The sequence below is a fragment of the Bacteroidia bacterium genome, assembly GCA_027493955.1.
Lineage (GTDB): Bacteria > Bacteroidota > Ignavibacteria > SZUA-365 > SZUA-365 > JAOSJT01.
Genome location: JAOSJT010000001.1, coordinates 3,955,913 through 3,968,682, shown reverse-complemented (window position 1 = coordinate 3,968,682; position 12,770 = coordinate 3,955,913). Strand labels below are relative to the sequence as shown.

General features: G+C 56.6%; 14 protein-coding genes. 5 read left to right on the top strand and 9 right to left on the bottom strand.

Annotated elements, in window-relative coordinates:
- The first annotated feature begins 265 nt into the window (after window positions 1–265).
- Window positions 266–1,198 (top strand): radical SAM protein, encoded by a 933-nt coding sequence (locus M5R41_15190; GenBank protein ID MCZ7557742.1) that lies wholly within the window; start codon window positions 266–268, stop codon window positions 1,196–1,198.
- A 936-nt stretch (window positions 1,199–2,134) separates the two neighbouring features.
- Here the strand turns inward: M5R41_15190 and M5R41_15185 are convergent.
- Both M5R41_15185 and M5R41_15180 read right to left on the bottom strand, forming a co-directional pair.
- Window positions 2,135–3,253, bottom strand: a complete 1,119-nt coding sequence (locus M5R41_15185) for an NADH-dependent flavin oxidoreductase (protein MCZ7557741.1) — start codon at window positions 3,251–3,253, stop codon at window positions 2,135–2,137.
- A gap of 31 nt (window positions 3,254–3,284) precedes the next feature.
- The gene (locus tag M5R41_15180; GenBank protein MCZ7557740.1) at window positions 3,285–4,352 is read right to left on the bottom strand and encodes a flippase-like domain-containing protein; all 1,068 of its coding nucleotides are present in this window, start codon (window positions 4,350–4,352) and stop codon (window positions 3,285–3,287) included.
- Window positions 4,353–4,782: 430 nt separating this feature from the next.
- Here M5R41_15180 and M5R41_15175 point away from each other — a divergent pair, with 430 nt between their 5' ends.
- From M5R41_15175 to M5R41_15160, 4 genes are read left to right on the top strand one after another with little or no spacing between them, the layout of a single operon-like run.
- Window positions 4,783–6,339, top strand: a complete 1,557-nt coding sequence (locus tag M5R41_15175) for a methylmalonyl-CoA carboxyltransferase (GenBank protein ID MCZ7557739.1) — start codon at window positions 4,783–4,785, stop codon at window positions 6,337–6,339.
- Window positions 6,340–6,351: 12 nt separating this feature from the next.
- A complete protein-coding gene (locus M5R41_15170; GenBank protein ID MCZ7557738.1) occupies window positions 6,352–6,816 on the top strand; it encodes an OadG family protein in 465 nt (154 codons plus the stop codon).
- 16 nt (window positions 6,817–6,832) lie between these two features.
- Window positions 6,833–7,276, top strand: coding sequence for a biotin/lipoyl-binding protein (locus M5R41_15165; protein ID MCZ7557737.1), 444 nt, complete (start codon window positions 6,833–6,835; stop codon window positions 7,274–7,276).
- Between the two features lie 5 nt (window positions 7,277–7,281).
- Window positions 7,282–8,418: a sodium ion-translocating decarboxylase subunit beta gene (locus tag M5R41_15160; GenBank protein MCZ7557736.1), complete on the top strand. Its 1,137-nt coding sequence runs from the start codon at window positions 7,282–7,284 to the stop codon at window positions 8,416–8,418.
- Between the two features lie 261 nt (window positions 8,419–8,679).
- Here M5R41_15160 and M5R41_15155 read toward each other — a convergent pair whose 3' ends face one another.
- The 7 genes from M5R41_15155 to M5R41_15125 all read right to left on the bottom strand — a co-directional run bounded on the left by M5R41_15155 (window position 8,680) and on the right by M5R41_15125 (window position 12,674).
- On the bottom strand, window positions 8,680–8,874 hold the full coding sequence (locus M5R41_15155; GenBank protein ID MCZ7557735.1) for a phosphatase PAP2 family protein: 195 nt from the start codon (window positions 8,872–8,874) through the stop codon (window positions 8,680–8,682).
- Between the two features lie 119 nt (window positions 8,875–8,993).
- Complete coding sequence (locus M5R41_15150) at window positions 8,994–9,215, bottom strand: type II toxin-antitoxin system HicA family toxin (protein MCZ7557734.1); 222 nt, start codon at window positions 9,213–9,215, stop codon at window positions 8,994–8,996.
- Window positions 9,208–9,414, bottom strand: coding sequence for a type II toxin-antitoxin system HicB family antitoxin (locus M5R41_15145; protein ID MCZ7557733.1), 207 nt, complete (start codon window positions 9,412–9,414; stop codon window positions 9,208–9,210). The genes M5R41_15150 and M5R41_15145 overlap by 8 nt, the downstream gene beginning before the upstream one ends.
- 123 nt (window positions 9,415–9,537) lie before the next feature.
- Window positions 9,538–10,479 (bottom strand): phosphatase PAP2 family protein, encoded by a 942-nt coding sequence (locus M5R41_15140; GenBank protein MCZ7557732.1) that lies wholly within the window; start codon window positions 10,477–10,479, stop codon window positions 9,538–9,540.
- Window positions 10,480–10,503: 24 nt separating this feature from the next.
- Window positions 10,504–10,830 (bottom strand): HigA family addiction module antitoxin, encoded by a 327-nt coding sequence (locus tag M5R41_15135; GenBank protein ID MCZ7557731.1) that lies wholly within the window; start codon window positions 10,828–10,830, stop codon window positions 10,504–10,506.
- Between the two features lie 9 nt (window positions 10,831–10,839).
- On the bottom strand, window positions 10,840–11,268 hold the full coding sequence (locus M5R41_15130) for a heme-binding domain-containing protein (GenBank protein MCZ7557730.1): 429 nt from the start codon (window positions 11,266–11,268) through the stop codon (window positions 10,840–10,842).
- Complete coding sequence (locus tag M5R41_15125; GenBank protein MCZ7557729.1) at window positions 11,268–12,674, bottom strand: UTP--glucose-1-phosphate uridylyltransferase; 1,407 nt, start codon at window positions 12,672–12,674, stop codon at window positions 11,268–11,270. The genes M5R41_15130 and M5R41_15125 overlap by 1 nt, the downstream gene beginning before the upstream one ends.
- Between the last annotated feature and the right edge of the window lie 96 nt (window positions 12,675–12,770).

Genomic DNA, 12,770 nt, shown 5'->3' with positions numbered 1-12,770 from the left:
AGGAAATTCGGCGAAAGGGATTGTACCGTCTTGAAAAACGTGCGCGGAATGTCCGTTATCAGACAACAGGAGCTACGGGGAGGCGCGCCGGCTCGAGAGCAATGGAACTTCTGAAGCCTGGTCGAATGTGGGTTCTCCTGCTACGAACAGAGTCGCTGCCCGTCTCACACTCTGTCCGGCATGCATGCATCAGGGAGCACCCGACACGCGTTGCCCCGCAAATCGGCGTGCCGTAGTTTACAGGAACGGAGCGAAGCACTGCCCTATGCACTACAACTATCTTTTTGGACCTGTCCCCTCGCGACGTCTTGGCACATCGCTGGGTATTGATCTCACGCCCAATAAAACCTGTACACTCAACTGCCTCTACTGCGAGTGCGGGAAGACGGACGAGTTGACGCTGGAGCGCAGGGAATATGTCCCCACCACCGCCGTCATCGCAGAATTACGCGAATACCTGTCCGCCTCTCCCGAGCTCGATTCGATCACGTTTTCCGGTTCCGGCGAACCCACACTGCACAGCGGCATTGGCAGCATTATTGCCATGCTCAAGGACGAATTCCCCGCATATCGTGTGACCGTTCTCACCAACAGTACTCTTTTGCCGGATGCGGCGGTACGCGCCGAATTACTGCGGGCCGACGTTGTCGTGCCCTCCCTCGATGCCGTTTCCGAAGAGGTGTTCCGCAAGATCAACCGGCCGCGTCCGGGTTTGCGCAGCACGGATCTCATCGAAGGACTCGTCGCGTTCACGCAGGAATTCACCGGTGAAATCTGGCTGGAGATTTTCGTTATTCCCGGGATCAACGACACGGAAGAGGAGATCGCATTGTTCAGACACACTCTGCAGCGTCTGCGCACGACACACATTCAACTCAACGCACTCGACAGACCAGGAGCTGTGGACTGGATACAGCCCATGCCCAGAGAGAATCTTGTCGCTCTCGCACGACAGCTGGGACCCGACGTCGAAGTAGTCGGCAAAGCTCTTCTGCGCCACCGCTGCACCGCCTATAGCGCGGATGTGGAAACCCATATCCTCTCCCTGCTTCGCGTGCGTCCCTGTACGCTGGACGACCTCGCCGACAGTTTGCAATTACACCCGCTCGATGTCGGGAAGTATCTTGACGTCATGATCGGAGAGCAGAAATTGCGCACACGCAGGGAGGATCGCGGTGTCTTCTACCTCCTTGCCTGACGGCTTCATTTTCGCCGCTGCAGTGGCCCGGGTATAACGCACTCTCCGATCGTGGATGGACAGACACAACCACGCCGCGCATCTGAATCGCCGCGGTATCGGGGAATGATCATGATAGATGCTGTTCAATGGGTTGCGGGAAGCGCCGTTGAGATTTGGCTGCCGCGCGCTTGTCGAGCTTCATGAATCGCCCACTTTCTGTGCAAATGTGGGTGGTTCATGAATCGCCCATTTTCTATGCAAATGTGGGTGCTTCATGAATCGCCCACTTGTGACGCAGATGTGGGAGGTTCATGAAACGCCCATTTGTGATGCAAATGTGGGTGGTTCATGAATCGCCCATTTGTGATGCAAATGTGGGAGTTCATGAATCGCCCATTTGTGATGCAAATGTGGGAGGTTCATGAATCGCCCATTTGTGATGCAAATGTGGGTGGTTCATGAATCGCCCATTTGTGATGCAAATGTGGGTGGTTCATGAATCGCCCACTGCCTGTGTAAATGTCGGTGCTTCATGAATCGCCCACTTGTGATCGGTAAAAACTCCTTCACCCCGAACTATGGAGCTGCGGTCATCGAACAAGCTCTCAGTCAGACGACGGTTCTATCGAGGAGAGAGTGACCGTCGGCAATCCGCTGCTCCCAGGACGCGGCGACTCGTAAGAGAAGCATCCAAAGAACTCTCAGGAGCTATTTTCGCGTGACTGTGGGTGCCGCAATGGGGGAATCAGGAAAAAGTGCCCACTGGCAGAGTGGATCGCGGCGTGTTGTACCTTGTTACCCGGGACTTCTTTCTCGTTGCTGCCGCAGCGAAATCTGATCCGCCATCCGTTCGTTAAGCAACAGACGTATCCATGCCGCGCATGGAGCTGCGCCCCATGGCTTGCTTCTCTTCCTTCAACACCGGATTCAAAACGATGAAACCCTTCCCGCTTGTCAGTCCCGGGCCAGCGGTAACCACCCTGGTCGCGACAGCAGCATGCGGTACATGGACGTGGGAATGGTAAGTCGTACATCACCATCCTCCGCCGGGAGGTGTTGACGTATACTCCCCTCCTGTCCGCTCTGAAGCAGACCCACCCACTCGGGTTCCATGAGCAGAATACGCCCCAGCGCGGCGGCCGCGCAGCCGTCGTCGAGCAGGAACTGCGCGTCTGCGGGAGTATACACCGAGCCGACACCGATGACGTCCGTTACGGAAGCAAGTGCATCAACAACCCGCCGTGTTGGCCGCCACGCCGTGTCCGTATCGCGAAGCGATGTTGCCTTGTAGTCCCGGGTGCTGATGTGCAGCCAGTCCAGGGTGCGCCGGCTGAGCGCGTCCACGAGTTCGAGCGTGTCTTCCATGGTGATGCCGGGCTGCTCAGCCTCCTCGGGCGAGAGTCTGTAGCCAACGATAAACGGTTGATCCATGTCCCGGACGGCAGCAAGCACGGCGTCGGTTACGGCGAGGGGATAGAGCAACCGATCCCGCACATCACCGCCCCAGGTATCGTCCCGTCGATTGGAGTGCGGTGAGAAAAATTGCTGGAGGAGGTAGTGATTGGCGCCGTGAATTTCCACTCCATCGTATCCCGCGGTGGCAGCCAGGCGCGTCGCACGAGCGAAGGCCTCGATACTGCTCTGTATCTGTTCCTCCGTCATCGGAGCGGGAAGATCGGCACCGGGCCGCTCGGCGCGCACCGCGCTCGGCGCATGCGGCGGGTGATCGAGCAAGGATTCCGGACACATGCGTCCGCCGTGATGCAATTGCAGCACTGCAAGAGCTCCTCCTTCATGAATCACGTCGGCCGCTGCGGCGAGCGAGGGGCGTTTGTCCGCGCCGTCACATCCCCACTGTCCGGTGAAAGCCTTGCCCGAGCGCTGGACGTAGCACGCGGCGGTGATGACTATACCGACACCTTGGGACCGTCGCCGGAGATACGCACATTCGGCGTCGGATATGCTGCCGTCGTCATGGGATGACCAGGTGGTCATAGGCGCCAGCACGAGACGGTTTCGGGCGACGAAGCCCGATCGCAGCTTCCAGGGATCGAGAATATGTGTTCGGGACATGTGGCGGTGCGGGAAAATGGAAGGTCGTCTTTCAGGCGGCGGAGCGGGCTTTCATCAGCGTTCCCATGCTGATATTACGCGTCAGCAGATAGTAAATTCCGAGAGCTATGGGGACCAGGTAGTTCACAAAATGCGTCAGTGTTGCATAGGCGACGGCGTCGGCCTCGGAGAAACCGGCGAATTTCATCAAAGCGATGCGCGCGGTGGCGTGAAACACCCCGAACGCACCCGGTGTGGGGGCTACCGCATAGCCCAGCGCCGTCACCGCCCAGATTTCCAGCGCGGCGAACATCGTGGTCGTCCCCTGCTCCCCGCTTCCGAAAGCAAAGAACATGATGTACAACGGAAGCAGATAGAGGAAATACAGAAGCACGGTATGAACGGTCACCAGCAGCACCTGCCGCACCGACTTGATGGCCCCGAAACCCAGCTGCAGCTTGCGGAACATGCTCAGCACTCCCTCCCGCAATGCTCTCAGTTTGCCCAATCCCGGCAGACCCGCCGCCCAGAGGAACGGGGTACTGAACGTCTCGGCCATCCATAAACCGACACGGCTCGGCGCAATGATGATGAACACCACGCCGAGCACAATGGCCATGTACAGAATGGGTTGGATCACACCGGCGTCAACACCGATCTCTTCGAAGCCGCTGAAGAGGGTCTGGTCGAAAAAGAGTATCGCCGCAATGACAAGCAGCAATGCCACGGTGTCGATAAAACGTTCCACGATGATGGAACCCAGGAGCGAGCTGAACGTGGTGTCCTTCTCCGTCTGCGCGGTGAACCACGGTCTTACGATCTCGCCGCTCCGCGGGATCAGATTGTTCATGAAATAGCCGATCATCACGCCCGCGAAAAGATTGCCGGTTCTTACCCCGGGATGAATCCGCTCGAGAATGACGTTCCAGCGTAGCGCCCGGACGTAATGCGAAAGAATGATGACGGGAATAATGAGCAGCGCGTACCAGTAATTCGCAGTGGTGAAGCTGCGTCCCAACTCGCGGAAATCCACTTTCCAGACAGAAAAATAAATGGAGAATCCTATGATGAGGACTGTGACGCCGACTTTGATAAAGGTGAGGAGCTGCTCTCGTTTCATGTATTCGGAAATTTGCAGAGAGAAACTGTAAAAAAGAAGCGAAAACAAACTCTCTTCGGCTTCCGCTTGGATTTTTTTTCGAAGCATGCCGCGGAACGGTCGGCTTCAAGCGTAGCCATTCTTTTCTCACCGCCGAGGTGCATCTCCTCCACCTGCCGGCGTTCGCACAACGAGCTTTCGTCCTTCCTCGAAGGCATTCTCGAAAAAGCAAACCCTCTTGTTTTGATATCTCTGGAATACGGTAATTTCGGACGAATCGGCTCATGTTTCTGGTAAATCGACGTGACCACGCAGCGACATGAAAGAAAAACATTGTAACTCACCACTCTAATCGCTAATTTTGTTACAATTGGGGGTTTTGAAGTAAAACTCCTGACTTTTGCGGGGCAAACACGCATCTCTGTACCACTAGACCGTCCAAGGACGAAACATGGCAATCGAAGACAAGATCAAGGAACTCCTGGAAAAGCGCGTTGAAGCGCGAAAAGGAGGCGGTGAAAAACGCATTGAATCGCAGCATGCCAAAGGTAAGCTGACGGCACGCGAACGTTTGGACCTGCTGCTGGACGAAGGCAGCTTCGAAGAATTCGATATGTTCGTCAGCCATAGGTGCATCGATTTCGGGCTGGAAAATGAAGCATATCTTTCGGACGGTGTGGTAACCGGCTACGGTACCATCGACGGTCGGCTGGTGTATGTATTCTCGCAGGATTTCACCGTGTTCGGCGGATCGCTTTCCGAGATGTACGCCAAGAAGATCTGCAAGATTATGGACATGGCCATGAAAGCCGGCGCTCCCGTTATTGGTCTGAACGATAGCGGCGGCGCGCGCATTCAGGAAGGCGTGAAAAGCCTTGGCGGGTATGCGGATATTTTCCAGCGAAACATCATCGCTTCCGGGGTGATTCCGCAGATTTCCGGCGTCTTCGGACCGTGCGCGGGTGGAGCCGTGTACTCCCCGGCCATCACGGACTTCATCCTGATGACCAAGGAAACCAGCTACATGTTTGTTACTGGTCCCAAGGTTGTCAAATCCGTGACCAACGAGGATGTGAGCACCGAAGAGCTCGGTGGTGCGGCGATACACACCGCGAAATCCGGTGTAGCGCATTTCGCCTGTGAGAATGATGAAGAACAGATCATGATCATCAGGAAAATGCTCAGCTACATGCCGCAGAACAACCTTGAAGAACCGCCGAGAATTGACTGCAGCGATCCCATTAACCGCCTGGAAGACAGTCTCAACTACATCATTCCTGAAAATCCCAATAAACCGTACGACGTCAAGGACGTGATTCACGCGGTTGTGGATTGCGGAGAATTCCTCGAAGTGCAGCGCCATTATGCGCCGAACCTCGTGGTTGGTTTCGCTCGGTTCAACGGACAGTCCGTGGGTATCGTCGCCAATCAGCCCAGCTATCTTGCGGGTGTGCTCGACATCAACTGCTCACGGAAGGGCGCGCGCTTCATCCGCTTCTGCGACGCGTTCAACATCCCTATCGTCACCTTTGTCGACGTCCCGGGTTTTCTTCCGGGAACGCAGCAGGAATACGGCGGCATCATTTCCAACGGCGCCAAGCTCCTGTTTGCCTACGGTGAGGCTACCGTTCCCAAAGTGACGGTGGTGCTGCGCAAGGCCTATGGCGGTGCGTATGATGTGATGGGCTCCAAACATCTCAACGGCGATATCAACTATGCCTGGCCCACGGCCGAAATCGCCGTCATGGGTCCGCGCGGCGCAATCGAGGTGCTCTATGGACGCGAGCTGTCACAGAAAGACGCCGAAGCCCGTGCGCAGTTCATCAGCATGATGGAGAGCGAGTATCGCAGCAAATTCGCCACTCCCTACGTCGCGGCGAAGTACGGGTACATTGACGATGTCATCGAACCCCGCAACACGCGCTTCCGCGTCATTCGCGCCCTGCAGAGTCTCGCTACCAAGCGTGACAGTCTCCCGATGAAAAAGCACAGCAATATTCCGTTGTAAGGAGTCAAGAGCATGTTTCAGTATACAGAGGCTCTTGCCCTGAACGATGCGGGCTCCCTCGCCGTGCCCGACAGCATCGCCGCCGCCGCGGCCGATAGTGCCGCAGCGGCCTGGAAACTCAGCGGCTGGGATGCCGTGCAAGCCGGCGACGGAATCATGATCACTATCGTCGGTATCCTCGTGGTCTTTGCCGCGTTGACCACGATCACCTTTCTCATCAAAGCGCTGAAAGTACTCTCCAATCCCGCGACACCAAAAGCCACACACGATGACCCGCAGGTGGCACCGGTTCGCAACGGTATCAGCGGCGAGGTTGTCGCCGCCATCGCGCTCGCCTTGCAGTCGCATCTGTATGAACTGCACGATGAAGAACGAACCGTCCTGACCATTTCCAAGGTGTCGCGGCCGTATTCGCCGTGGAGCTCCAAGCTGTACACCATGACGCCATCACCGACCCATCTCACCATCAAACGCTGACAGAGGACGCATCGTCATGAATTCCGCACGCAAGTTCAATATCAAAATCAACGGCACGGACTACGCCGTCGAGATCAAGAAGGTTGACGAGGGACTCGCCACTGTCGAGGTAAACGGATCGGTCTACGACGTTTCGTTCGAGGCGGAGAAGAAAATTTCCAAAACCCCGACACTGGTCCGCACACCCGCGTACACGACCGAAAGCGAACGCCCGAAAACCACGGCCAAACCGGAAGAGAATAAGGGCAAAATCATCAAGGCACCGCTGCCGGGAGTCATTCTGGACATGCACGTCCGCGAAGGAGACACGGTCAAGGCGGGGCAAGTGCTGCTTGTCATGGAAGCGATGAAAATGGAAAACAATATTGTCGCCCCCAATGACGGCACCGTGACAGCGCTTCGTATTTCCAAAGGCGACAACGTCCTGGAAGGCGATGTGCTCGTCGAGATCGGAGGTTGATCGCGATGGAAGGCCTTCTGCATTTTTTTGATTTCTCCGGTTTCGCGAATGTGACGCTCGGTCACATGATCATGATCGCTGCCGGCTTGTTTTTCATCTACATCGCCATTACCAAGGACTACGAGCCCTTGCTGCTCGTGCCCATCGGTTTTGGCATCATTCTCGGCAACATTCCCTTTCTCGAAAATGTCGGCATGCAGATCGGCATTTACGAAGAGGGGAGCGTGCTCAACTATCTGTACTACGGTGTGGTGAAAGGTATTTATCCACCGTTGATTTTCCTCGGCATCGGCGCGATGACGGACTTCTCCGCCATGCTCTCCAACCCCAAACTCGTCCTGCTCGGAGCGGCAGCTCAGGTCGGAATTTTCATTACGCTCATTGGAGCACTGTATCTCGGATTCAGCCCCGACGAGGCAGCGGCCATTGGTATTATCGGCGGCGCCGACGGTCCGACGGCCATTTTCATTGCATCGAAGCTTGCCCCGCATCTCATCGGTGCTATCGCCATCGCGGCCTATTCCTACATGGGTTTGGTGCCCATCATTCAGCCGCCCATCATGAAGCTGCTGACCACCAAAAAGGAGCGACTCATTCGCATGAAACCCGCCCGCGCTGTGTCGAAAAAGGAGAAAATTCTCTTCCCCATCATCGGCTTTCTGGTGACCGGTTTCATCTCTCCCGGCGCGCTGCCGCTGCTCGGCATGCTCTTTTTCGGCAATGTGCTCAAGGAAAGCGGTGTAACGAAGCGCCTGATGGAAACCGCGCGTAATCCGCTCATCGACATCGTTACCATTCTGCTCGGTGTCACGGTGGGTGCATCAACGCAGGCGACAACGTTTCTGACACCGCAATCCATACTGATTTTCGTTCTCGGAGCGGTTTCCTTCGGGGTGGCAACCGCCGGAGGTGTACTGTTCGCGAAGCTCATGAATCTCTTCCTCTCCACGGAGAACAAAATCAATCCCCTTGTCGGCGCGGCGGGAGTCTCCGCAGTACCGGATTCGGCCCGTGTAGTCCACAACATCGGCATCACGGAGGATCCGAATAACTATCTGCTCATGCATGCTATGGGACCGAACGTCGCGGGCGTGATCGGTTCGGCGGTTGCGGCAGGTATCCTGATTTCCTTCCTGCTGTGATCTTGGAGCGCTACGTTTCGGGAACCCTGTTCGTACGAAGGTAAAGGTGAAAAGGCTCGTCCTTTTCACCTTTTTCCGTTTCAGCTCGCCGGCGTGATGTTCCTCCGGCGTTTTTTTATCTTTTCATTTTTTTCCCATTCCCACAGCCGGCTCGCAGTGCACCGGTCCGTGTTTGTGGATGTCCGCGTAATCCTCGCAATCCACTTGTAGCATATCCCCGTCCTGTTGCGACATTGCATGTGAAGGTAATCCGGCATGGTATTACCGTCTGCCCGGTCCCCACTTCTCCATCACCGCATACAGCACAGCCGCAACCGCCACTCCCAGCAGCACATCGATCACATAATGCGCCTGTGTGTACATGGTTGCGATGATGATGCCTATGCCCGGTAAGAGAAATATCCGGAAATACATGGGCTGAAAGCGCCGCGCGTACGCGAACGTGAGCGGTGTGATGGGTGTCTGGCAATTACGGGAGGGAAGTCAGGGCAGGGGGTTTGGACAACGAGCGATCTGAGAGTGCGACCGGACATTTTCTGCGCTTTACACGCCAACGTTGACCGATGCATAAGGACTTACAGGTTCATTGCATCCTCAAATTCCCTTCGCGACACCCCGGCCTGCTTCAGAATACCGCTGAGGGTTCCTGTCTTGAGCTGCTGATGGAGTGGTACGACACATCCTGAAGAACCGCGCCTCAAGATCACATGGCTCTCGCGTTGCCGCATGATCAGGAATCCTAATCTCTCGAGCACCTGAATGACAGTCTTGCCCGAAAGGATGGGTGTCTTAGCCATGTGCGGTTACATGAAACGTTGTCAATAAGGGTCTGCTGGTTTCGCGAAGAGGGAACTCCTCCAAATACAGCTCAGTCGCTTCACGCAAATTCGTCAGCGCGTCCTCGACGGTTTCACCCTGGCTTGTTGTTCCGGTTTCAGGATTGTATGCGACATACCCTCCATCGGGGTCTGCCGTAAGAATGGCGGTCAGTTCCATGATTCCTCCAAATGCAACCTGGCTTGGTGCGTCATGCTTATTCACATTGAAGATAGACGACGGCTGGATATGCCGCAATGCAGATTCGAAAGCAACATATAGCTCCGTCAAGTATGGATGGCGTTACACCGAACCCGCACTCCGTTTCCATTTCTCCATCACCCCATACAACACAGCCGCAACCGCCACTCCCAGCAGCACATCGATCACATAATGCGCCTGTGTGTACATGGTTGCGATGATGATGCCTATGCCCGGCAGCAGAAATATGCGGAAGTACATCGGTTGAAAGCGCCGCGCATACGCGAGCGTGAGCAAGGTGATGGCGGTATGCATGCTGGGTACGCAGTCGCGCACGACGGGCGTGAGGTTGGCGTCGAGAAAGGCCTGTATCCACTGCGTCGTTGGCAACAGCCCGGTGAGCACAGGCAGTTCGTCGGCTATCCAGCGGCAGGGACCCAGAGCAGGGAACAGCGCATACGAGAGCAGCGCTCCATACCATCCGGCAACCATGACGGACTGCACCTGAAAGAAATCTCGTGCGCGATTTCCGCGGAACATCAGCACGAGCAACACGGGCATTCCGAAGTAGTAGGAAAAGTAGCAGAGGTAGAGCAGGTCTGTGAGAAGCGGGTGTCCGTGCGCGCCCATCCACACGACAGGATTCACACCGAACATCCATTCATCTATCCGCAGCAGTGCGGCATCGACGAGATGCGCATCCGACGGACGCGCGCCTGTCATCACGGCGTGGATAAAGCCGTAGATGAGCCCGTACATCAGTATCGGTGCGAAGGCGCGGATGGAATTCGAGCTGCGCGGGTAGCGATGGCGGAGTTTCCACGAAACGCTGTACAGTGCGGTGAACGCCGACGTCACTGCGGTGACTTCCGCAATCCCTTCGGTGCTGCCGTGCAGAAGAGCATCGGCCACAAGCAGCGTGATGACGGAGAGGGCAAAGAGCGGAGCGAACAGTCGCGAATCTTTGAGCGAAAACCGGACATCGGACGCATCGTGCAGCGCACTGTCTGCCGCGGGGACTAAGGTGAAGCGCGTGCTGCTCATGGTGCTTCCGGTGCGGAGTTATCGTCAGTCGACAGCAAAACGGCGAACGGATTTGAGGCGTTTCGCCAGCGTCGCTTCGGCGGATTTAAGATCGTAGCTGCTCTGTAAATTCAGCCAGTACCCGGGGGTTTGCACGAATGCCTTACCGAGCAGCAAGGCCATTTCGGCTGTGACCGGTCGCCCGCAATTCACTATGTGCGAGATGCGCATAGGCGAGACTCCGAGTATGCGGGCCAGGGCAGCCCGGGAAATGCGGAGTTCTTCAAGGAGTTCTGCAAGATACTCGCCGGGGTGAATGGGGAGGAAGCCGCTGTGCATGTTCATCGTGCGTGAGTCGAATCGTTGTGCCATGACCGTAATCTATTCGCCCTGCGCTGCCCAGCTCCGCAGCAGTTCTTTGTCCGCAGTGCTCAGCTCCGCGTCGCCGTGCAGCAGCAGGTAGGATTTGAGCGGCATTTCTCCGGATTCGAGCACTTCGAGAATTTCAGAGGACGCATGCATCTGTTTTGCGGCATCCATGGTCGTCCAGTCGGAGAAGTTCAGATGCTCACGCCCTTCCTGGACGTGATTTGCGACCAGGATGGAAACGGGTGAGAGGTAACTGTACCATGGCCAACGCGTTTCGTTGCTGTGGCAGTCGTAGCAGGCACGCTTCAGTACAGCCATCACTTCGGGGGGCGCCTCGAGCGGCGCAGTGACTTCCGGATTGCTGCGATCAGGTTGCACGGTCTGTAACAATGCAGCGACAACCATGATGCCGAGCAGCGAGGCTTTGAGTTTCGTCTTCATCATCCCTCCAGAACAGTGTTGTCAGAAATAGTTCGCGGCCCTCCTGCATCTGCGGCGAGGTATACATCACCTCGCAATGTGACATCGCGACCAAAACGGACGTCGCCATCGATGCGCAGAGAAGCGCAATTGAGTAATGAAGGTGCTCCGTACGGAAAATGTTCGTCCAGTTGACCCACGAAATGGTAGTGCTTCGGATCAAGGGACACGTGCAGCGGCGGCAGAGTTCTGGCGGGATTCGGCACGATGCGGAATTGCTCGTCGAGCATCATGGCATCGGAGCGCACGGCCAGCAGATCGTCGGTGGTTTTCACAGGCGCAAAGCGTGTCCGCGATACCCGCAGTGCCGACGCACGATCAAACAGGGATATGGCTGCGCCCATGGCCGTTTCGAGTTGATACACTATAGGTGAGGCAGGATCGCGCGGGTCCAGATTCTTCCGGTTGCGGATCAACGGCAAGGGCAGAATGCCGGCGTACCGGTCGATAAGCGCCCGAAGGGCGGGCAGATGCAGCCAGATGCTGTTCGTGTTGAAATAGCGGTACAGGGTGATGTTCTGAAACTCTTCTGCTTCATTCTCGGGACACTGTGCGAGTTCCCGCAGAGTAAGACGGCCATCTTTCAACTTCGCCAAATGGCCGCCTTTGCGATCCGCCGGTGTTCGATCGGCCACTTCCATGAGGAAGTCGATTTTTTCTTCCGCGAAATAGCCAAGAATGGAGGTGTCCATGACGGCGCCAAGATTGTCGGCATTGCTCACGAAGGCGTAGCGGTAGCCGCGCGAGAGCAATTCGTCGAGCAGGCCGGAGGTTTCGAGAGCGAGGTACAGATCGCCATGACCCGGGGGACACCATTCGAGCGCGGGCTGTTCCGGCCATTCCGCCGGCGCGAGCGACGAGGCCACGACTTTCGGTACGCGATGCTGCAGGAGACTTGCGGGAAGATCATCCCTCTGTATCGCCCATTCTGCGAGAGCGGCGACACTGTCGGCCTGCGTCGTCGCGCTGTCCAGCAGCAGCAGCGGGATGGCAGAGTTCGCGCGCTCGCGCAGCTTCAGTACCTGCCTCGCGATGATGTCAATGAAGCGCAGGCCGTCCCGCACCCGGATCAGGCTCTTCGCCTTGTCCAGCCCCATGCTCGTGCCGAGTCCGCCGTTGAGCTTGATCAGCACGGTATGCTTCAGCGCCTCGGCACCGGTGGCGGCATAGCCGTTGAGCGTGTCCGCGTCGGGGACGTCTGCGAGTTCGGCGAGTTGCTCACGACCGAGCGTGACGGATGCGCCCGAGACAAGCTGAACCAAATTTCGCCGGAATGCTTCGATCAGCAGCGTCGGCATGCCGGCTGCTTCCATCTTCGTTTGGAAGGGGAGGAAGGTTGTATCGAAGTCTCCCGGAAGTTGAGGCATCGCGGATATCCTGTTTCGTATATGGATCTTCAGGAAAATAGCGCGGAACGGGCAGAAAGCGAAGCAAAAGCAGCGGCAATCCGCCAGAATCACTCC